Annotated in this window: 15 protein-coding genes; 8 read left to right on the top strand and 7 right to left on the bottom strand. The window is 64.4% G+C overall.

Annotation, left to right across the window (positions count from 1 at the left end; translation table 11 throughout):
- Positions 1-80 precede the first annotated feature (80 nt).
- From AC0GNO_RS01510 to AC0GNO_RS01500, 3 genes are all read right to left on the bottom strand, one after another.
- Positions 81-752, bottom strand: coding sequence for a c-type cytochrome (locus AC0GNO_RS01510; RefSeq protein WP_472902702.1), 672 nt, complete (start codon positions 750-752; stop codon positions 81-83).
- Positions 753-1,078: 326 nt separating this feature from the next.
- Entirely contained in the window at positions 1,079-1,723 is a 645-nt protein-coding gene (locus AC0GNO_RS01505) for a class I SAM-dependent methyltransferase (RefSeq protein ID WP_472887333.1), read from the bottom strand.
- 150 nt (positions 1,724-1,873) lie between these two features.
- Positions 1,874-3,157, bottom strand: a complete 1,284-nt coding sequence (locus tag AC0GNO_RS01500; protein ID WP_472887334.1) for an OmpP1/FadL family transporter — start codon at positions 3,155-3,157, stop codon at positions 1,874-1,876.
- A 337-nt stretch (positions 3,158-3,494) separates the two neighbouring features.
- Here AC0GNO_RS01500 and AC0GNO_RS01495 point away from each other — a divergent pair, with 337 nt between their 5' ends.
- The 8 genes from AC0GNO_RS01495 (at position 3,495) to AC0GNO_RS01460 (ending at position 13,506) form a co-directional block, all read left to right on the top strand.
- On the top strand, positions 3,495-4,277 hold the full coding sequence (locus AC0GNO_RS01495; protein ID WP_472902701.1) for a Crp/Fnr family transcriptional regulator: 783 nt from the start codon (positions 3,495-3,497) through the stop codon (positions 4,275-4,277).
- Positions 4,278-4,488: 211 nt separating this feature from the next.
- Positions 4,489-5,292, top strand: coding sequence for a Crp/Fnr family transcriptional regulator (locus tag AC0GNO_RS01490; protein ID WP_472902700.1), 804 nt, complete (start codon positions 4,489-4,491; stop codon positions 5,290-5,292).
- A 142-nt stretch (positions 5,293-5,434) separates the two neighbouring features.
- Positions 5,435-5,881 (top strand): PRC-barrel domain-containing protein, encoded by a 447-nt coding sequence (locus AC0GNO_RS01485; protein ID WP_472887337.1) that lies wholly within the window; start codon positions 5,435-5,437, stop codon positions 5,879-5,881.
- A gap of 33 nt (positions 5,882-5,914) precedes the next feature.
- Positions 5,915-6,253, top strand: a complete 339-nt coding sequence (locus AC0GNO_RS01480) for a hypothetical protein (protein ID WP_472902699.1) — start codon at positions 5,915-5,917, stop codon at positions 6,251-6,253.
- A gap of 11 nt (positions 6,254-6,264) precedes the next feature.
- On the top strand, positions 6,265-6,495 hold the full coding sequence (locus AC0GNO_RS01475) for a hypothetical protein (RefSeq protein ID WP_472887338.1): 231 nt from the start codon (positions 6,265-6,267) through the stop codon (positions 6,493-6,495).
- A gap of 183 nt (positions 6,496-6,678) precedes the next feature.
- Positions 6,679-8,883 carry an EAL domain-containing protein gene (locus AC0GNO_RS01470; RefSeq protein WP_472902698.1) on the top strand — a complete coding sequence of 735 codons (2,205 nt, stop codon included), beginning with the start codon at positions 6,679-6,681 and terminating at the stop codon, positions 8,881-8,883.
- Positions 8,876-11,020, top strand: coding sequence for a diguanylate cyclase (locus tag AC0GNO_RS01465; protein WP_472902697.1), 2,145 nt, complete (start codon positions 8,876-8,878; stop codon positions 11,018-11,020). The genes AC0GNO_RS01470 and AC0GNO_RS01465 overlap by 8 nt, the downstream gene beginning before the upstream one ends.
- Positions 11,021-11,088: 68 nt before the next feature.
- The gene (locus AC0GNO_RS01460; RefSeq protein ID WP_472902696.1) at positions 11,089-13,506 is read left to right on the top strand and encodes a GspE/PulE family protein; all 2,418 of its coding nucleotides are present in this window, start codon (positions 11,089-11,091) and stop codon (positions 13,504-13,506) included.
- Positions 13,507-13,572: 66 nt separating this feature from the next.
- Here AC0GNO_RS01460 and AC0GNO_RS01455 read toward each other — a convergent pair whose 3' ends face one another.
- The 4 genes from AC0GNO_RS01455 to aceE form a co-directional block, all read right to left on the bottom strand.
- Positions 13,573-15,372, bottom strand: coding sequence for a sensor histidine kinase (locus AC0GNO_RS01455; RefSeq protein ID WP_472902695.1), 1,800 nt, complete (start codon positions 15,370-15,372; stop codon positions 13,573-13,575).
- 214 nt (positions 15,373-15,586) lie between these two features.
- Positions 15,587-17,425, bottom strand: coding sequence for a dihydrolipoyl dehydrogenase (lpdA, locus tag AC0GNO_RS01450; protein WP_472902694.1), 1,839 nt, complete (start codon positions 17,423-17,425; stop codon positions 15,587-15,589).
- 92 nt (positions 17,426-17,517) lie between these two features.
- Positions 17,518-19,215: a dihydrolipoyllysine-residue acetyltransferase gene (gene aceF / locus AC0GNO_RS01445; protein WP_472902693.1), complete on the bottom strand. Its 1,698-nt coding sequence runs from the start codon at positions 19,213-19,215 to the stop codon at positions 17,518-17,520.
- Between the two features lie 18 nt (positions 19,216-19,233).
- Positions 19,234-21,936, bottom strand: coding sequence for a pyruvate dehydrogenase (acetyl-transferring), homodimeric type (gene aceE / locus AC0GNO_RS01440; RefSeq protein WP_472902692.1), 2,703 nt, complete (start codon positions 21,934-21,936; stop codon positions 19,234-19,236).
- Positions 21,937-22,036: the final 100 nt, after the last annotated feature.

Raw genomic sequence — 22,036 nt, 5'->3', positions numbered from 1 at the left:
TGCGAGCTACAGCGCACCTGCGTTGAAGATGGCAACCGCCTGCCCGAAACGGCGCCAGGCGGATGCAAAAGGCCCGGGCTTCATTTCAGGGCTCCCAGGTATTCGGCCACGGCCCTGGTTTCCAGCTGGCTCATGCGCGCAGAGATCACGGTCATGATCGCGCTGTCGTTGCTGCGCTCGCGCTGGTGGAAATGGAGCAACTGCGACTCGAGATAGCTGGGGTGCTGACCGGCCAGGCGTGGCATGCTGGCGCTGCCACGGCCATGGGTGCCGTGGCAGGACAGGCACGCGGGCAACCCCGCATACACATTGCCCCGCTCGTAGACGAATTGCCCCACCGCCATGAGCTGCGGGTCATCGGACGGGGTGCTGGAGGCTTTCTGGCTCGCATAGTGCGCGGCCAGCGAACGGATCATGTGATCGTCCATCATGGCCACCTTTTCTTTCATCAGGGGACTCTTGCGGTCTCCCGAGGCGAAGTCCTTCAACTGCTTGACCAGGTAGGTTTCGTTCTGTCCCGCCAGGCGCGGGAAATTGGGCGCCGCGCTCTGTCCGGTGGCCCCGTGACAGGAGCCGCAGTGTTCTGCGGCGAAGCGGGCTCCGGCAGCGAGGTCGGCGTCCAAAGTCTGTGCATTCGCCGACCAGGCCAGCGATCCCAGCAGCGAGGTTGCAAGCAGTGCACGGAACCTCTGCAACCAGCTGACCCGCTTGCGTGTGCGGCCTGTGGTGACCACCTTGACGTTGTTGCCCATCATGTCTCCTGTCCGTGAAAGTCAGAGGCATTCTGGTCACACGATCCGGGCCATCGATTGATGCAAGTCAATAATGATTAACTTATATTTACATCGGAAAATGAAGCGCTCCAACGGTCTTGCAGCGCGCTCACCGCATGCCCATTGCCAACCCAGACGCCACAAAAGCGAGGGAACAGTGGCTGCAGCACAACAGCTTCGCCACCGCGCTCCCGGGTATGCATGGCCACTGGACGGCGGTCAGCCCAGGCGTGTTGATCGGCATTGCTGACCACGACCACCATCCGGACCACCAGTACTTCGTCCGTCGCACCGAAGCGGCCGCGCTACGAGGGGTTACCGGTGGCCTGATGGCCCGGCCAGGTTCCGCTGGCGATGTAGATGCCGCCCATCCATGTGGAGCGGACGTCCAGCCCCGGCACGTGAGCCGCCAAGCCGCTCCAGGGCTGAACAAGGCCATCCAGGGTACTGACGGAACGCAGTGCCGCACCCCAGACAAAGAGATTGACCGGCCAGGCCCAAGGGCCGGCCCACTGCAACCCGGTTGCCACCACACGCGCACCCGGCTTGAGGTGCTGCAGCACATTGGCAATCGCCTCAGGGCGACGCAACACGTCGTGCGTGAAGTGAAACAGCGCGGCATCGGCATGCCCCGTCCAGCGCGCTGATTCGACCGGCGCATTGATCAGCGATACCTCGCAGGGCTCGACAGCCGCGAGACGTTCACGCGCCTTGACCCACATCTCCGGGCATTGTTCGATCCCCACGATCCGGCCGTGCGGACCCACGGCATCGGCGAGCAGAGGAAAACTCAGACCGGTGCCACAGCCGACATCCAGCACGGACGCACCAGGACGCAGTTGCAGACTCGCCACCGCCTCCCGGCGCAGTGGCTCGAACATCGCGAGTTCGTTGTCGTACACGCCGGCCCGCAAGCGGTACTGCTCCAAGGCAAACCTGCGATCGGGCATGCGTGTTTTCCTGCGACTGAGTGATGGACTTTTCATGATCTTGCTGAACCGTGGCGATCTCCACGGTTCAGCATAGTGCGCAGACCCTCGCACCGCAAGCAGCAATGGTCTGCGTTTGTTACCGAGTGTCCCAGCGCGCAGAAGCCTTGATCAGAAGCTGTAGTTGTAATTGATGCGCAGCGTCTTCTGGCTGTGCGACACCGTACCCGCCATGCCCGGGCCGAACATGTTCGGGTTGGTGCGGGTCACCTTGGGCGCAATGGCCAGTGAGCCGGCCACCGAGTGGCCGCCGCCGATGTTCCAGCCCAAACCAAGGGTGTAGTGGGACTCGATCGTGGCCGGGAACAGCGGGTTGAGCGTGCTGTCGGGAACGGGGTTGCTGGCGTGGTTGTAGCCAGCGCGCAGGGCCAGGCCCGGCGCCAGCATGTACTGGCCGCCGATCATGATGACGGTCTGGTCTTTCCAGTTCTGCGGCATCGCGCCCACCATCCAACCCCCGCCCATGTTCATGCCCAGGCGGAAATCCTTCATGCTGTTCGACCAGGCCAGGTGCTTGATGTCGGCCGCCAGCATGAAAGTGGGCGTGGCCTGCCAGGCCACGCCCACGCCATAGGTTTCCGGCCACTGGAAGTCCACCACCTTGAATTGCGTGGGGATCTGCATACCCCCCGGCAGCATGGTGAAGGTGCCGCTGCCTTGCAGGTCGCCAATGTCGGTCTTGCTGTGGTAGGTGGCTCCAAAGGCCAGGTCATTGGAGACCTTGTAGTGGGCGCCCAGCTTGAAGGCCCAGCCATTGCCGGAAGCTTCGCCGGTGAAGTCGTTCTTGTCGCTGAAGCTGGCGTGGCCCGAGCCGTCGGGCATGAGCATCTGCACGTCCATGCTGGCCCACACATAGTCGATCTGGCCGGCCACGGTGAAGCTGTCGTTGACGTTGTAGACCAGTGGGAACATCAGCCGGCCGAAGCCCACTTCGGAGCGCATGGGCAGGCCGGTGCCACCGGACAGGAAGGAATTGCTGCCGTACTCGGTACCCATACCACCCTGGGCCAGCATGCCGGCGCCGTAGGTGAACTTGCCGGACTTGCGGATCAGGGAGAGCGAAGGCATGTAATAGGCATCTCCGCCCGACTTCGCGTTCAGGGTGCCGGCCTGCGGGTGGTTCATGCGGGTGTTCACGTCCGGCATCAACACCGTCAGGCCCAGGCCCAGGTTGCTGCCTTCCTGGCGCAGACCCAGCGTGGCCGGGTTGTTCATCAGGGCGGAGTTGCCGTTTTCATGGGCAAACGAGGCGCCACCCATGCCTCCGGCCTTGGCGCCGTAGGCTTCCAGATTCATGCCGTTGGTGGCGGCGGCGGGCAGGGCCACCAGCGCAATCGCGGCCGCAGCGATGGCGGTGCGGGTGGGGCGGTGTACGAAGCGGCGAGCGTGTGGCATGCGTGTGGACTCCTGGAGCCAAAGGATTGATGGAACCCGAAGACTACTGGCACGGGTATTTTCTGGGGAGGCGGGAAGCTTCGGGTTGACGGCCGTCTGTAAAACATATACGGATACAGGTATCAGCATTTTTCAGTCATCTCCAAAGACCATTCCGGGCTGCACCTTGTGCCGTTGGGAATCCCCCCTTGAAGTGCACCCGTATCCGCCAGCCAGACGACAAACAATCCGGACCCACAACGGTCCGGGTTACTGCCTTGGTGAGCGCTGAAGCCGCCGGCTTCTGGGCAGGCATGTCCAGCACGCTGCTCCCTGCGGCCTTGCGCCACAATCGCGCATGACTTCAGATGCCGCCGCCACAACACCCATTGAACGTGCACCCGTCGCCGCGCTGGCCTGCACCCAGTGCCCCTTGCGAAAACTGCCCCTGTTCCAGGCGCACGAAGACGCCGAACTGGAACTCGTGCAGTCGCTCAAGCGCAAGGACATGCACCTGCCGGTGGGCAGCACACTGATCCAGGAAGGTCAGGTCGACGCGCCGCTCTACACGCTGCAAAAGGGCTGGGCGTTTCGCTTCAAGACGCTGAGCGACGGGCGCCGTCAGATCCTGAACTTCCTGCTCGCGGGCGATTTCATCGGTGTGCAGCAGAAGATGGGCGATGCCGCGGCCCACGGCGTCGAGACGCTGACCGATGCGGTGTTCTGCGTGTTCCAGCGCGACTCGCTGTGGGAGATCCACCGCCGCTCGCCCACCATGGGCTTCAATGTGACCTGGCTCACCGCGCACGAAGAATCGCTGGTGGACGACACGCTGCTCTCCGTGGGGCGGCGCAGCGCCGAAGAGCGCATTGCCATGCTGCTGATCCTGCTGTTCAAGCGCGCCGCTGCGCTGCAGGCCGATGGCGGCACGAGCGGTGTGCCGTTTCCGTTGACGCAACAACATGTCGCCGATGCGCTCGGACTCTCGCTGGTACACACCAACAAGACGCTGCGCAAACTGGAACGCCGGGGTTTGCACACCATTGGTGAAGGTCGGTTGTATATGCGGGACGTAAAGGCGCTCGCGCGCCTGGCCGACCTGTACGGAGATGGCCGCCCGCCCGTGCGCCCTCTGGTGTGACCGTTCCACGGACCTGCAATACACCCAGTGGTCGCTGACAACCGGTAACACCTGGGTATGCATTCATGTCTTTGTACATAACGAAAGGCTGACAGGCCACCTACATTGCGTTCAACCCTGCTTCCCGCCATCCAGGCCAGCAGGGACATCGACAGTCTCATGACCTTCAATGGTCGGGGCTCCGATGGAACGACATGTCCAAGGAGGCCGCATGACAGCCACCGCATCACGGTTCAACAAGAACCAACTGCTTGCCGCCCTTTCCAGCGCCGAATGGCAGCATCTCGAGCCCGACCTGGATTGGGTCGATCTGGAGGCCGGCACCGTCCTGCATTCCAGCGGCAAGGCACTGCACCATGTGCACTTTCCGGCCAGCGCCACCGTCTCCCTCGTGTCCTCGATGGCCGACGGCGCCTCGGCCGAAGTGGCCGTGGTGGGCAGTGAAGGCATGGTCGGCGTCTGCGCCTTCATGGGCGGCGCCAACCCCTTGAGCGACGCCGTGGTGCAGCGACCGGGCCAGGCCTGGCGCATGAGCGCGGCGGCCGTGCTGCACCACACGCGCCGCTCGCCCGATTTCATGCAGAAGTTGCTGGGCTACACCCAGGCCTTGTTCACCCACATGGCGCAGTGTTCGGCCTGCAACCGCCACCACGCGCTGGACCAGCAGCTGTGCCGCTGGCTGTTGCTGCACCTGGACCGCCAGGAAGGCACCGACATGCAGATCACGCAGGAACGCATTGCCTGCCTGCTGGGCGTGCGCCGCGAGGGTGTCACCGGCGGTGCACTCAAGCTGCAGAAGGCCGGGCTGATCGACTACCGCCGGGGCCACATTTCCATCATCGACCGCCGCGGCCTGGAAGCGCGCAGCTGCGAGTGTTACGGCGTGGTGCGACAGGCCTATGACCGTTTGTTGGGCGCCCACACCGCGCCTCGCCGGTCGTCAGGGGTTTCCGACCTCGGGCTGGCCACCCTGGTGGTGCACCGCCAACGCCAGCCTCTGTTGATGACCGCCTGAACTTTGCGTGGTCGAGCCGGCGGTGCCGTGCGGCCCGACACGCGACCCGTTCACCCCTGCAATTGCCAGGTGTCCCAAAGCCACGCTGGTGCACGCAGACCTCGCCCCTCCATGCACCCCCTCTTTTTTTGGGAGACATCACATGAACTACGAAGAACGCGATTCCTTCGGCATCTACGCTGCCACCACCGCCATGGACGACACCGTCCCGCAGCGCAACCGCGGCCCTGGCCCGTACCTGATGGGCGCCGACACCCTGCTGGGTAACGACGTCGTCAACGCCAAAGACGAAGACCTGGGCGACATCAAGGAAATCATGCTCGACATGCGCACCGGACAGGTGAGCTACGCGGTGCTGTCGTTTGGCGGGTTCCTGGGCCTGGGCGAAAAACTGTTTGCCGTGCCATGGACCGCGCTGAAGCTGGACACGATCAACAAGCGCTTCGTGCTCGACGCGAGCATGGACCGCCTGGAGAGCGCGCCCGGCTTCGACAAGAACGACTGGCCCGACATGGCCGACACGGCCTGGGAAAAGGGCGTTCACGACTTCTACGGGACCCGGCCGTACGTGGAACCACGCGGCAACTGAGCCTTTCAAACAACCCGCCGCCTCACTGCCAACGTGAGTCGCCATGAGCCCGCGCAAGCCACCTCGCTGCGCGGGCTTTTGCCTGTGCCTGGCACCGAGCGATCGCCCAGGGCCGAACCGGCCAGTACCGCCGTATCAACCTGGCGCATTGCCGAGGCCGCAAATGCCGATGCGTCTGCCGTGGATCCAATCCGGTTCGCTGGCGGTGGCGAGCCGCTCGGCATGGAGCAGCACCAACACGCCCAGGCCAGCGGTTGGTCCATGTTGGGGGGCGCCCTGGCTCATGGCAAGGCCTTGCGTACGGCGCAGGCACTTCCGTGCGTTGACGAACCGACCCGCGAAGATGGATGTGCCAAGCTCGCGCTTTACTGAAAAGGACACACATGGCTCAAACCGCACGCATTGTGGGCAAGGTTGAATACCGGGGAGGCGACGGCCCTGCCGTGGAGATTCGCGAAGGCCCGGTGGAGGTATCGCTCTCCAATACCGACGCCACCTTGAGCTGGGTCGAGGAGGATACCCACGGTTCTGCCGCCATGCCCATTGGCGACTTCCGGCGCTACGTGAAGGAAGGGAAGCTCAAGCTCGATGGACCGGTGCAGGCCGAGGCCTGAGCCGGCACAACACGCCGACAGGCGCCGAAGTTGCCCGAACGGCGGGAGCAAACCGTGGTACAAGGAATTTTTGCAACGCAACGTGCGTGTGCAGACATACCGAAGATCCTCATTCAATGAAGACAAATTTCCCTTCCTGCTCGGCGCGAGCGGCATTGAGGTTGCCGTCAACCTGACTGACACGTGGACCCAAACCCTGCCCCAGTCGACCACACCGTGAGCAGCGGTGCCCGGTACAGCTTCCGTCTCTATGTGGCGGGCGATGCACCCAATTCGGCGCTCGCCAGAAAAAACCTGTACGCGTTGTGCAATGAACAACTGGCTGGCCGACACGACATAGAAGTTGTTGATGTCTGCCAGGAGCCTGAGCGGGCGCTGACCGACCGGATTTTCATGACGCCAGCACTGCTCAAGCTGGCTCCTGCTCCGGCGCGCGTCATGGTGGGCGCATTGAGCCACACCCAGGCTGTGCTGCCGGCACCGGACATGGCGGATGCGGCAGGCACTGCCGCCACGGCTGAAGTCGCGGCGCTGATCAGGACCTTGTTCGAGACCAGCCAGCGCCTGGAGGACCTGACGGCCGGGGAGGTGGACACTGTCGCCGACCACGAGGGCAAGACCTTCCTTCTGCTCCATGCCCAGGAGCAACTGCGGCTGACGGAGGCGGCCAAGCAGGCATCGATCCTCAATGCGTTCCCGGCCCATATTGCCGTGCTGGACAACCAAGGCGTGATCACTTCAGTCAACGAAGCCTGGCGGCATTTCGCAGCGGCCAACGGCATGGCGAGCCCGAACTTCGGTCTGGGCATGAACTATCTGGATATCTGTGGCAGCACACAGGGTGATGAAGCCACCATGGCAGGACAGATTTCCATCGGCATCCGCCGCGTCCTTGACGGCCAGGTCAAGAGCTTCGTCACCGAGTACCCGTGCCACTCGCCCACCGTGCAGCGCTGGATCCTGCTCATGGTGATGCCCCTGGCCCGGGACCGGCTGGACGGCGCCGTTGTGCTGCACCTGGACACTTCGCTGCAGCACAAGGCCGAGGAGCGGTTGCAATACCTTGACTACTATGACGAGCTGACGGGCCTGGCCAACCGCAAGCTGTTCATGGAACGCGTTGCACAGTTCGTGCGCAGCGCTGCGCCCGAACAAAACGAACTGGGTGTGGTCCTGATCGACCTGGAGCGTTTCAAGAACATCAACGACAGCCTGGGCCGCGATGCCGGCGACGAGCTGCTGAGGCAAGTCGCCGCCTGGCTGACTCAGGCCATGGGCGACGCCAGCCTTGTGGCCCGCCTGGACGCGGACCATTTTGCTGTGGTCCTGCCCCAGTTCTTCCGGAAGCAGTCGAGCGTGGGCCGGATGATCGAGGACACCACGCTCGCCTTCAAGGAACACCCCTTCATGCTGAACGGCAAGGCGTTCCGCGTGGCCGCCCAAGCCGGCATTGCGCTGTTCCCGGGCGATGGCGCCGATGCAGATGTGCTGTTCAGGAACGCCGAGGCCGCGCTCAAGCGTGCCAAGGCAAGGGGCGCAAGCTACCTGTTCTACAACCCGGAAATGAACGCCAGTGTGAGCAGCCAGCTGACCATGGAGAACCAGCTGCACCAGGCATTGACCAAGGGCCAGTTCGTTCTTCACTACCAGCCCAAAGTCGATCTTGCCACCGGCAAGCTCACCAGTGCCGAGGCCCTGCTGCGCTGGAACCATCCGGAAACCGGGCTCGTTCCGCCCGACCGTTTCATCCCCTTGCTGGAAGACACCGGCATGATCCATGAAGTCGGGCGCTGGGCGCTGGGCAAGATCGTCGAAGACTATCTGCGCTGGCGCGCGGCGGGCCTGCCTGTCGTGCGGCTGGCCATCAATGTTTCGTCCGTACAGCTGCGCGATGCCGGCTTCAGCGCCGAAGTCAGGCGCCTGGTGGCTGCCAACCCGCTCTCGCAGCAGGGACTGGAGCTGGAGATCACCGAGAGCGTGATCATGAAGGACATGGAAATCACCATCGACAGCCTGCGGGAGATCCGCGCGCTGGGCATCACCATCGCCATTGACGACTTTGGCACCGGCTATTCGTCGCTCAGCTACCTGTCCAGGCTGCCCATTGATACCCTGAAGATCGACCGCTCCTTTGTCACGGCGATGACGGACGGCCCGCAGGCGCTCGCGCTGGTGGCCATCGTCATCAACATGGCGCACACGCTCAAGCTCACGGTGGTGGCGGAGGGCGTCGAGACCGAGGAACAGGCCGGCCTGCTGCGCGGGCTGAGCTGCGACGAGATGCAGGGCTTCCTGTTCAGCAAGCCGGTGCCGGCCGATGAGTTCGAGGCGAAGTTCCTGGCCGTGCCAGGCACGGGTGACATCCCTGCGGACATCCACCATGCCTGAAGTTCTTCACCCTGCACCCGAGCCCGACACTGCAATGCGCAGGGTGGTCAGCTATGCCGGCCTGACCGTATTGATCCTGCTGGCTTTCCTGTCTGTACGCCACGCCGGCTGGAAAAGCGACATGGTGTTTCACACCCTGCTTGAAACCGTGTCGACCATGCTGGCGGCGGTCGTGGGCTGCCTGGCGCTGGTCCGCTACTACAGCGAGAAGAAGACCATGTTCCTCTTCATCGGCATGGGGTTTGTGGCCACGGCGGTCCTGGACGGTTTTCACGGCGTCTTCAGTTCCGCCCACTTCATGCACGAGTTCCCGGCCGCTTCGGCATCGCGTATCTACTGGAGCTGGACCGTCTCGCGCACCTACCTCTCATTGCTGCTTTGGCTCAGCTGCCTGTTCTGGCAGCGCGAACAGCGCCTGGGCCCGGCCGGCAGGATCGCCGATGGGGTGGTCTATGCCATGGTGGGTGTGCTGGCGCTGGCGTGCTATGGCGTGGTCGAACTGCTGCCCATGCCACCTGCCGTCCAGGACGGCAGCCTGATCACCCGCCCCCAGGACCTGCTGGCTGCGCTGTTCTTCCTGCTCGCCCTGCTGGCGTACCTGCGCAAGGGCCACTGGCGGGTGTACCACTTCGATCACTGGCTGGTGCTCAGCCTCATCATCGGCTTCATGGGGCAGGCGCTCTTCATGGCGACGTCGAGCGAGCTCTTTGACGCGATGTTCGACGGCGCCCACCTGCTCAAGATCGCCTCCTATCTCTGCGTCCTGATCGGCCTGCTCTTCAGCATGCACCGCCTGTACAAGGAGTCGCTGGTGCGGCAGGAGCTGGTGTTCAAGAACACCATCCTCGCAACGCAGCAGGAGCTCTCGCGCGAGGCCATCCTGGTGGTGAATGGCCATGAAAAAATCATTTCCTACAACCGCAACTTCATCGATCTGTGGGGCATCGGGCAAAGCGTGATGGACACCGGTTCGGAAGCCGATGCGCTCAGGCTCGCCGTGGCGCAGATGCAGGACCCACAGGCAGATCTTGCCCGCATCCAGTCTGTATACCAGCACAAGACCGAAAAGAGCAGCGAGGAAGTCACCCTCAAGGACGGCCGCATCATCGACCTCTACTCCGCGCCGATGCTCGGTACGGACGGCACCTACTACGGCCGGGTCTGGTACTTTCGCGACATCACGGAGCGCAGGCTGGAAGAACGCAGAGTCCAGGACGAACGCAATTTTTCGGACAAACTGATCGCCAGCCTGCCGGGCACCTTCTGCGTGTTAGACACGTCCGGGAAGTACATCCGGTGGAACGACCGGCAGAAGGAGCTGCTGGGGCTGTCGGACGCACAGATGGCCTCTTCCCATGCGATTGACTTCGTCGATGCCGCCGATCGGCCGCGGATCATGCAGCACATCCGGCAGACCCTGGAACACGGATCGGCCACTGCCGAGACCCGCGTCACCGGCCTGCGCGGCCCGCGCGACTACACCTTCAGCACCATGCGCGTCAACATGTCTTCTGGCGACTACGTCATTGCCGTGGGCAGCGACATCACGCTGCGCAAGCAGGCCGAGCGCGAGGTGCAGACGCTGCAGGAACTGTTGCGCGAACAGGCCATCCGCGACCCGCTGACCGGTCTGTACAACCGCCGCTATCTGGACGAAACCATAGGACGGGAACTCATCAGGGCACGACGTTCCGGCCACGAGATGGGCATCATCATGTGCGACATCGACTTCTTCAAACGCGTCAACGACACCTGGGGCCACCTGGCGGGCGATGAGGTGCTCAAGGCATTCGCCGCCCTGCTCTCCCGCAATGCCCGGGGCAGCGACATCGTGTGCCGCTACGGTGGCGAGGAGTTCCTCCTGCTGCTGGCGGACATACAGCCCAACCTGGCGTACCAGCTGGCGTACCAGCGCGCAGAGAACCTGCGCATCGCACTGGAAGCGATGTCCATTGCATTCGGGGACACCGCCATCCGGGTCACTGCGTCCTTCGGCGTGGCGAAGTTCCCGGAGCACGGCACCACGCAGGACGAGCTGGTCCAGGCTGCCGACAGCGCCATGTACCTGGCCAAAACCGGCGGGCGCAACCGCGTGGTGATCGCCTCGACACCGGCCGCCCCAGCGCTGCCTGCCTGACAGGGTACGGTGCCCAACAGACGATGGCATGCGCGAACTGAGACTGCAGAACGCAAGGAAGCACCGACATGACACTGCCCTCCACAGACAAGCGTCCGCCGGCGGCGACCGCGGGCCTCAACTGGCCAGCCCCCCACCACATGACCGTGCTGGACCCGGGCGCGGCCTCGGGTGCCGAGCCGTGCCTGGTCACCATGCTCAACGGGGACGAGCTCAGGGCCACAGTTGTCCGGATTGACTTCGAGGCGGGGCGCCTTGAGATGATGCCGGCCGGCGGACCGGTGCAGATGCTGCCGTTCGCGGCATTCCGCAGCCTCTACCTCACCCGTGCCATCGAGGTCGAGCCCATCGCGCTACCTGTGTCCGCCGGTTCGGCGGAGGCCCGGCCCAGGCGCGAAGCACGCAGCTGCACCATCACTTTCAAGGACGGGACCGTGCTGGAGGCGCAGGTCACTTCTGCACTGTCCAGCAAGGCGGGCATGTTCCTGTTTGTCGTGGACCATGGCGGGACGGTGCTGCGCTGGTTCCTGCCTGCGGATGCCGTGGGCAGCTACCGGCTGGGCGAGCCGCTGGGGCAGGCGCAGCACTCGGCCAACGACATCACGCGGGATGCCCTGCAGGCGGCGCTCGTCACCCAGCAGAACCTGCGTACCCGCAAGGCAGGCGAGTACCTGGCGGAGCCGGGTATCGTCACGCGCGAGGCGCTTGAGGACGCCTTGCTGCGGCAAAAAAGCTCGTCAACCCGCAAGCTCGGCGAAATCCTGGTGCAGAACGGCATCATCACCGTGGAGCAGCTTGCAGAGGCGCTGGACCGCCAGGCCGGTGACCGGCGCAAGCTCCTGGGCGAGGTCCTGCTGGAGATGGGCGCCGTCACGCACGAGGTCATCCGCAAGGTGCTGGTGGAGCAGCTGGGCATGCCGACCGTGAACCTGGCGCGGTTCCAGTACGACCCCAACGCCATCCTGGCCATCTCGCCAGAACTTGCGCACAAATACCTGGTGATGCCCCTGTACCGGACGGACAAGCGGATAGCCGTCGGCATGGAGAACCCGCTGTCGTGGGAGGCGCTGCATGAGCTGGAGTTCTTCACCGGGCTCAAGGTCGATCCTGCCATGGCGGTGCGCGAAGACCTGCAGGCCGCCGTCGAGCAGTTCTATGGCGGCACGACAGAGGAGGAGCAGATCGCCAGCCTGGTGGAAAAGCTCGGTCTGGAAGGCCCCAAAGGGGTGGTGTCCGTGCTGCAGTCGGTCACCGACTCGGACAACACGCTGGTGCGCATGGTCAACAAGATGATCGTGGATGCTTTCGACCAGGGCGCCTCGGACATCCACATCGAGTCGGGCGCCGCCGACAAGCCCAGCCGGGTGCGCTTCCGGGTGGACGGTGTGATGGCGCCCTACACCAATGTGCCGCCCAACTTCCGCTCGGCGCTGGTCTCGCGCCTGAAAATCATGAGCGAGCTGGACATCTCCGAGCACCGCCGGCCGCAGGACGGTCGCATCCGCTTTGACGACTTCGGCCCCAGGCACATCGAACTGCGCGTCATCATGATGCCCACGGCCAATGGCCTGGAAGACGTGGTCATGCGCCTGCTGGCACCGCCGCGCGCGCTGTCCATTGACCAGCTCAGCCTCTCGCCGCGTGACCTGTCCGCCCTCAAGGCCATCGCCGGACGATCCTACGGGCTGCTCTTTGTCTGCGGCCCCACGGGCTCGGGCAAGACGACCACGCTGCATTCGCTGCTGAGCTTCATCAACACGCCCGAGCGCAAGATCTGGACGGTTGAGGACCCCATCGAGATCACCCAGGAGGGGCTGTGCCAGGTGCAGGTCAACACCAAGCTGGACCTGACCTTTCCCAACGTGTTGCGCAGCTTCATGCGCGCCGACCCCGACGTGATCATGGTGGGCGAGACCCGCGACCCGGAAACGGCGCGCACCGTGATTGCCGCGTCGCTCACGGGGCACCTGGTGTTCTCCACGATGCACACCAACAGCGCTGCGGAAAGCATCATCAGGCTGCTGGACTTCGGCCTGGACCCGTTCAACTTCTCGGACGCGTTGCTGGGCGTGGTGGGCCAGCGCCTGGTCAGGCGGCTGTGCACCGCATGCAGCACCGCCCGGGTGGCTTCGAGCGAAGAGATGGATGCCCTGGCCCACGAATATTGCCGGGATACGCAGGCCAACCCGCAGGAGATGGTGACCCGCTGGCGCTCCCGCTACGGCGCCGCTGACGGCAGCGTGATGCTGCATGCCCCCGTGGGCTGCCCCGTGTGCGATGGCAGTGGCTACAAGGGCCGCATGGGCGTCTATGAAGTCCTCGTAGCGACGCCCGCCATCAAGGCCAAGATCCAGAGCCGTGCCACGGTGGCGGAGGTGCAGCAGAACGCCATCGACGACGGCATGATCACCTTCGAGCAGGACGCCATTGAAAAAATCCTGCAGGGCTTTCTTGACCTCAAGCAGGTGCTGCTGAACTGCCGCTGAACCGGCCTGCATGGATGGCCAGGCTGTTGACCAGCACCTCATGAACCCCTGTGCGGCCTTTGTGGTTCAGGCGGAAGGCGTCTGATCCGACCCCAGGGGGACTTGCGGCAAGGCAATGCAGAACGTGGCACCGTTGCCTGGCACCGCATGTGCAGCAATCGCACCGCCATGCCGGTGCACGATGCGCTGCACAGTGGCCAGCCCGATGCCGATGCCAGGAAACTCCTCCTGGCGGTGCAGGCGCTGGAAAGGCTTGAACAGGCGCTCGGCGTGGGCCATGTCGAAGCCGGCACCATTGTCTGAAACGCAGAACCCGCGCACGCCGCCGACCTCGCCCCGATGCACGCGGATGGAAGGCGCCGCGGTCGCGCCAGTGTATTTCCAGGCGTTGTCGAGCAGGTTGACGAGGGCACTGGCGAGCATGCGCTCGTCGCCCTGCACGATGATGCCGTCCTCGACTTCGACCGCAACCCGCCGTCCGGGCTCTGCCTCGGCCAGTTCGCCCAGCCGCTGGCGCGCCAGCGCCGACAGATCGACACGGTCTTGCCGCAACTCGCCACGCGTGCTGCGCGACAAGGCCAGCAGGCCGTCGATCAATTCACCCATCTTGTGGACGGCCGCCGCGATGTGATCGAGATAGGACTTTGCCTGGCCTTGCAATGAAGCACCGAAATCCTCCTGCAGCGCCTGGGAGTAGCCACTCATCGAGCGCAGCGGCGCCCGCAGGTCGTGCGAGACGGCGTAGGCGAACGTCTCGAGCTCCCGGTTCGCGGCGGTCAGTTCGGCCGTGCGCAGGGCCACACGGGCTTCCAGGGTAGCGTTGATTTCGCGCAGAGCGGACTCCGCCGCCTTGAGCGCGTCGATGTCGGTGTGGGTCCCCAGCATGCGCAGCGGTCGTCCGTCGGCGGACCGTTCCTCGATCTCGCCCAGTGAAAGGATCCATTTCCAACCACCCTCCCGGGTGCGCAGGCGATGCTCGACGCGGTAGGCACGCAATTGCCCGCCCAGATACGCCTCCAGCGTCTTGAGCACCCCGGCACGGTCCTCTGGATGCAGGCGCTCACGCCAGGCAGCACACGATTCCTGGAACGACAGCGGGTCGTGACCGAGCATGGCGGCGTACTCCGGGCTCACCGTCACCGAGCCCGTCTCCAGGTTCATGTCATAGAGGCCCTGCTTGCCGGCCGCCAGCGCCAACCGCAGGCGTTCTTCGCTGTCGTGCAGGGCTTTCTCTGCTTGTCGGCGCCCGGTGATGTCGCGCGAGATGCCGAAGGTGCCGAAAGCCCTGCCCAGCTCGTCGCGCAAAGGTCCCTTGGTGGCGAGAAACACCCGCTCGCCCTCGGCGGTGTTCAATCGCTCTTCGTTGGTTTCAACCTGTCCGGAAGCGAAAACCCGGCGGTCGATGGCCATGAGCAGCGCCGCCTGTTCGTCCGGGAATGCGACACGATCGTCGTGTCCCAGCAAGTCCTCGGCGGACTTGCCCATGTACCGGGCCGCCGCGTTGTTGACCAGCAGATAGCGCCCCTGGTCATCCTTGGCAAAGATGGCGTCGTCGGAACTCTTGACGATCGCGGCGAGCAGCTGCGTTGCCCGCCACTTCTCTTCGGCTTCCGCCCGTTCACGCTGGTGCGACGCATTCAGCTGACCGACCAGGCGCGCAACCAGCACATAGAGCACCAGGGTGGTGACCGCTACGAAGAACCAGCCTTTGGCCGTGCTGGCCCACACGAGCGACTCGGGGTCGCGGAACAGCAGCCCCATGGCCCAGTCGGACAGCAGGATCCACAGCCCGGCGAAAACGGCATACAGCAGCGCCACACGAAGTGCGCCTTGCGAAGGTTTGGATGGGGCGTGGTCGGTGTTCATTGAAGCCGGATTGTCAGGCACTTGGGTGGCTGTTCTCTGGAAGATCTTCCCTACCCTGCTTCCCTGTATCGGCGGGTGCACGGCTCAGGCAAGCAGTGCCCCTCGTTGAAACGCCACCACACCCTGCTCCGTTCCGATGGATGCTCGCTGACCACATGGCAAAGGCCCGAACCGCTGCCGGTTCGGGCCTTTGCTGCCTGAGCGCTGAAACGGGTTACTTCTTCCCCGGCGGCAGGTCGGTACACGACCCATGCGCCACCTCCGCCGCCATGCCGATGCTCTCGCCCAGCGTGGGGTGTGGGTGGATGGTCTTGCCGATGTCCACCGCGTCGGCGCCCATCTCGATCGCCAGCGCGATCTCGCCGATCATGTCGCCGGCGTGCGTGCCGACCATGCCGCCGCCGAGGATCTTGCCGTGGCCGTGTGCTTCAGGGCTGTCGTCGAACAGCAGCTTGGTCACGCCTTCGTCGCGGCCGTTGGCAATCGCGCGGCCCGAGGCCGTCCAGGGGAACAGGCCCTTCTTGACCTTGATGCCCTGCGCCTTGGCCTGGTCTTCGGTGAGACCCACCCAGGCCACTTCGGGGTCGGTGTAGGCCACGCTGGGGATCACGCGGGCGTTGAACGCGGCCGCTGCCAGCTCCTTGTTGCCCTGCAGTTCCCCGGCGATCACTTCGGCCGCCACGTGCGCCTCGTGCACCGCCTTGTGCGCCAGCATGGGCTGGCCCACGATGTCGCCGATGGCGAAGATGTGTGGCACGTTGGTGCGCATCTGGATGTCGACGTTGATGAAGCCGCGGTCGGTCACCGCCACCCCGGCCTTGTCGGCCGCGATCTTCTTGCCGTTGGGCGTGCGGCCCACGGCCTGCAGCACCAGGTCGTAGACCTGCGGCGCGGGCGCAGTGCCGCCCTCTTCCGCTGCGGCAAACGTCACCTCAATGCCTTCGGGCGTGGCCTTGGCCCCCACCGTCTTGGTCTTGAGCATGATGTTGTCGAAACGCCTGGCGTTCATCTTCTGCCAGATCTTGACCAGATCGCGGTCGGCGCCCTGCATCAGGCCGTCGAGCATTTCCACCACGTCCAGGCGCGCACCCAGCGTGCTGTAGACCGTGCCCATTTCCAGGCCGATGATGCCGCCGCCCAGGATCAGCATGCGCTTGGGCACATCCTTCAAGGCCAGTGCGCCGGTGCTGTCCACCACGCGCGGGTCGTCGGGCATGAAAGGCAGGCGCACCGCCTGCGAGCCGGCGGCGATGATGCATTTCTTGAAGGCCACGACCTTCTTGCTGCCGGTCTTCTCCTGGCCGGTGCCGGTGGTCTCTTCCACTTCGACGTGGTTGGGGCCAACGAAGGCGCCATAGCCGCGCACGGTGGTGACCTTGCGCATCTTGGCCATCGCGGCCAGGCCGCCAGTGAGCTTGCCGATGACCTTTTCCTTGTGGCCGCGCAGCTTCTCGATGTTGACCACCGGACGGCCGAACTCCACGCCCAGGTCCGCCATGTGGCTGACTTCGTCCATCACGGCCGCCACGTGCAGCAGCGCCTTGGACGGGATGCAGCCCACATTCAGGCACACACCACCCAGTTGCGCGTAGCGCTCGACGATCACGACCTTCAGGCCGAGGTCGGCGGCGCGAAAGGCGGCCGAATAGCCGCCGGGCCCGGCGCCGAGCACGAGCAGGTCGCATTCGAGGTCGGCGCTGCCGCCGAAACTGGCGGCGGCAGGGGCAACGACCGGAACTGCGGCCGGAGCAGCAGCGGGTGCTGGCGCAGCAACGACAGGTGCTGCGGCTGGCGCGGCGGGCGCGCTGGCAGCGCCCTCACCGTCCAGCACCAGCACCACCGAGCCTTGTTTGACCTTGTCGCCGAGCGCAACCTTGAGCTCTTTCACCACACCCGCGTGCGACGAAGGAATCTCCATCGAGGCCTTGTCGGACTCCACGGTGATGAGCGACTGCTCGGCCTTGACGGTGTCACCGGGTTTGACCAGCAACTCGATCACGGCCACTTCGTCGAAGTCACCAATGTCGGGAACTTGAATATCGATCAGTGCCATCTTTAAGCCTCCCGCCGAGCCGCCTCAAGGGAGGCTTGCGCCCCCTTGGGGGGCAGCGAATGAATATGAGCGTGGGGGTACATGTTCCGTCCTTAAAGAAGAACGCGACGGAAGTCGCCGAGGATCTGGCCGAGGTACGCGTTGAAGCGAGCCGCAGCGGCGCCGTCGATCACGCGGTGGTCCCAGGTCAGCGACAGCGGCAGCATCAGGCGCGGCACGAACTGCTTGCCGTCCCACACCGGTTCCATGTTGCTCTTGCAGACGCCGAGAATGGCGACTTCGGGGGCGTTGATGATGGGCGTGAAATACCGGCCACCGATGCCGCCCAGCGACGAGATGGTGAAGGTGGCACCACTCATTTCAGCGGGGCTCAGTTTGCCGTCGCGCGCCTTCTTGGCGAGCTCGCCCATTTCCTGGCTGATCTGCAGCACGCCCTTTTTGTCGGCGTCCTTGATCACCGGGACCATCAGGCCGTTGGGCGTGTCGGCCGCGAAGCCGATGTGCCAGTACTGCTTGAAGACCAGCGAATCACCGTCGATCGAGCTGTTGAACTCGGGGAATTTCTTCAGCGCGGCCACCGATGCCTTGATCAGGAAAGCGAGCATCGTCACCTTCACGCCGCTCTTCTCGTTTTCCTTGTTGGTGGAGACGCGGAAGGCTTCGATGTCGGTGATGTCGGCGTCGTCGTGGTTGGTGACGGCCGGAATCATGATTGCGTTGCGCAGCAGGTTGGCGCCGCTGATCTTCTTGATGCGGCCCATCTCCTTGCGCTCGATGGGGCCGAACTTGGCGAAGTCCACCTTGGGCCAGGGAATCAGGCCCAACTCGGAGCCGCCACCACCGGTGGAAGCCGGGGCTTTGGCCTTCTGAGCGGCGGTTTGCACCGCACCGGCCATGACCGACTTGGTGAAACCCTGCACGTCATCCAGCGTGATGCGGCCCTTGGGGCCTTTGCCCTGAACTTCGGCCAGCGGCACACCGAGTTCGCGGGCGAACTTGCGCACCGAGGGTGAGGCGTGCGGCAGGCCCAGCGCCGGGGTGCCGGTGGGGTTGTGGGCGGGCGCGGCTTCCACCGACGCTGTGGCGGCCGCGGGAGCGGCCACGGCGGCGGCTGGCGCAGCTGCAGAGGCGGGCGCTGCGGCTGCTGGGGCTGGAGCGGCCGCGCCAGCGGCGCCCTCCAGGATGGCCAGCAGGTCACCAATGTTGACCGTGTCGCCGACCTTGACCTTGAGCTCCTTGAGCACGCCAGCGTGCGACGAAGGGATCTCCATCGAGGCCTTGTCGGACTCGACCGTGATCAGGCTCTGCTCGACCTTGACGGTGTCGCCGGGCTTCACGAACACCTCGATGACGGCGACGTCCTTGAAATCGCCGATATCAGGCACCAGGACCTGCACCGGGCCGGATGCTGCGGGTGCCGCCTCCGGCGCAGCGGCAGCCTCCGGCGCAGCGGCAGCCACCGGTGCGGCGGCAGGCGCCGCTGCCGGGGCCGGTGCTGGTGCGGGCGCAGCAGCGGCCGGAGCGGCCGCAGGCGCCGGCGCAGCGGCCTCACCAGCGGCTTCCACCACCAGCACCACCGAGCCCTCTTTCACCTTGTCGCCCAGCGCGACACGCAGTTCTTTCACCACGCCAGCGGTGCTGGACGGGATCTCCATCGAGGCCTTGTCGGACTCGACCGTGATCAGCGACTGCTCGGCCTTGACCGTATCGCCCACCTTCACCAGCAGTTCAATGACCGCCACTTCATCAAAGTCGCCGATGTCCGGGACCTTCACTTCTACCAGTGCCATGTTCTTGTCTCCGGATATTTACGCGTAGAGCGGGTTGATCTTCTCGGTCTTGATGCCGTATTTGGCAATCGCCTCGGCCACCTTGGCCATCGGCAGCTTGCCCTCATCGGCGAGCGAGCGCAGAGCCGCGATGACGATGTAGTGGCGGTTGATCTCGAAGTGCTCACGCAGCTTGCTGCGGAAGTCGCTGCGGCCAAAACCGTCGGTGCCCAGCACCTTGTACGAACGGCCCTTGGGCATGAACGGACGGATCTGCTCGGCGTAGTTCTTCATGTAGTCGGTGGAAGCGACCACCGGGCCGGCGTGTTTCTCCAGCTGTTGCGCCACGAAGGGCGCGCGCTGCGGCTCGGTCGGGTGCAGCATGTTCCAGCGTTCGGCGTCCTGGCCGTCGCGGGTCAGCTCGTTGAAGCTCGGGCAGCTCCACACATCGGCCTGCACGCCCCAGTCGGTGGCCAGCAGCTCCTGGGCGGCGATGCTCTCGCGCAGGATGGTGCCGGAGCCCAGCAGCTGCACGCGCTGCTCACCCTGGGCGCCCGGCTTGCACAGGTACATGCCTTTGATGATCTGCTCTTCGGTGCCCGGCGTGAGGCCCGGCATGGCGTAGTTTTCGTTCAGCAGGGTCAGGTAGAAATACACGTTGTCCTGCTTCTCCACCATGCGCTTCAGGCCATGGTGCAGGATCACGCCAACTTCGTGCGCGAAGGTCGGGTCATAGGAGATGCAGTTCGGAATCGTGCCGGCCAGGATGTGGCTGTGGCCGTCTTCGTGCTGCAGGCCTTCGCCGTTGAGCGTGGTGCGGCCCGAGGTGCCACCGAGCAGGAAACCGCGCGCCTGCATGTCGCCCGCGGCCCAGGCCAGGTCGCCGATGCGCTGGAAGCCGAACATCGAGTAGTACACGTAGAACGGCACCATGATGCGGTTGCTGGTGCTGTAGGAGGTGGCCGCCGCGATCCAGCTGCTCATGCCACCGGCTTCGTTGATGCCTTCCTGCAGGATCTGGCCGGCCTTGTCTTCCTTGTAGTACATGACCTGGTCTTTGTCGACCGGGGTGTACTGCTGGCCAGCCGGGTTGTAGATGCCGATCTGGCGGAACAGGCCTTCCATGCCGAAGGTACGGGCCTCATCCACCAGGATGGGCACCACGCGCGGGCCCAGGGCCTGGTCGCGCAGCAACTGGGTGAGGAAGCGCACATAGGCCTGGGTCGTGGAGATTTCGCGGCCTTCGGCGGTCGGCTCCATCACACTCTTGAAGATCTCGATCGAGGGCACGGTGAAGCTCTCGTCGGCCTTGGTGCGGCGCTTGGGCAGGTAGCCGCCGAGGGCCTGGCGGCGCTCGTGCAGGTACTTCATTTCCGGTGTGTCGTCGGCTGGCTTGTAAAACGGCAGCTTGGGCAGCTCGCTGTCGGGGATCGGCAGGTTGAAGCGGTCGCGGAAGATCTTGATGTCTTCGTCGGTCAGCTTCTTGGTCTGGTGCACGTTGTTCTTGCCCTCGCCCGATTTGCCCATGCCAAAACCCTTGACGGTCTTGATCAGCAGCACGGTCGGCTGGCCCTTGTGGTTGACCGCCTTGTGGTACGCGGCGTAGACCTTCTGAGGGTCGTGCCCACCACGACGCAGGTTCCAGATGTCGTCGTCGCTCATGTGCGAGACGAGCTCCAGTGCCTTCGGGTCGCGACCGAAGAAATGCTTGCGCACATAGGCACCGTCGTTGGCCTTGAAGGCCTGGTAGTCGCCGTCCAGCGTCTCCATCATGATCTTGCGCAGGGCGCCGTCTTTGTCGCGCGCCAGCAGCGGGTCCCAGTTGCTGCCCCAGAGCAGCTTGATCACGTTCCAGCCGGAACCGCGGAACTCACCTTCGAGTTCCTGCACGATCTTGCCGTTGCCGCGCACCGGACCGTCCAGGCGCTGCAGGTTGCAGTTCACCACGAAGATCAGGTTGTCGAGGTTCTCGCGCGCGGCCAGGCTGATGGCGCCCAGCGACTCGACTTCGTCCATTTCACCGTCGCCACAGAACACCCAGACCTTGCGGTTCTCGGTATTCGCAATGCCGCGGGCGTGAAGATACTTGAGGAAGCGCGCCTGGTAGATCGCCATCAGCGGACCCAGACCCATGGACACGGTGGGGAACTGCCAGAACTCGGGCATGAGCTTGGGGTGCGGGTAGCTCGACAGTCCCTTGCCATCCACTTCCTGGCGGAAGTGCAGGAGCTGTTCTTCGGTCAGCCGGCCTTCGAGGTAGGCGCGTGCGTACACGCCGGGCGACACGTGGCCCTGGATGTAGAGACAGTCGCCACCGTGGTTTTCGCTCTCGGCGTGCCAGAAGTGGTTGAAGCCGGCGCCGAACATGTGGGCCAGCGAAGCGAATGAGCCAATGTGGCCACCCAGGTCGCCGCCGTCTTCGGGATTGTGGCGGTTGGCCTTGACCACCATCGCCATCGCGTTCCAGCGCATGTAGGCGCGAAGACGTTCTTCGATCTCGATGTTGCCCGGGCAACGGGCTTCCTGGTTGGTCTCGATGGTGTTGACGTAGCCGGTGTTTGCAGAGAATGGCAGGTCGATGCTGTTCTGGCGGGCTTCCTCCAGCAGCTGTTCCAGCAGGAAGTGCGCGCGCTCCGGGCCCTCGCGCTGAATCACGGCGCCCAGCGCCTCCATCCATTCGCGGGTTTCCTGGGAATCGATGTCCCCCACACCACGGTCATTGAGAGCGTCTGACGCTGACATGTCTGTCTCCTGTTGGTTTGAAATCAAGCTTAAAGCGGCCTTTCCGCGCTGTGGTGAATTTTTGCACATTGGCGGATAAATTTCAATATGTGCTTTCAAT

It is taken from the genome of Hydrogenophaga sp. L310 (assembly GCF_055703065.1).
This window is presented reverse-complemented; position numbering and strand designations above follow the sequence as displayed.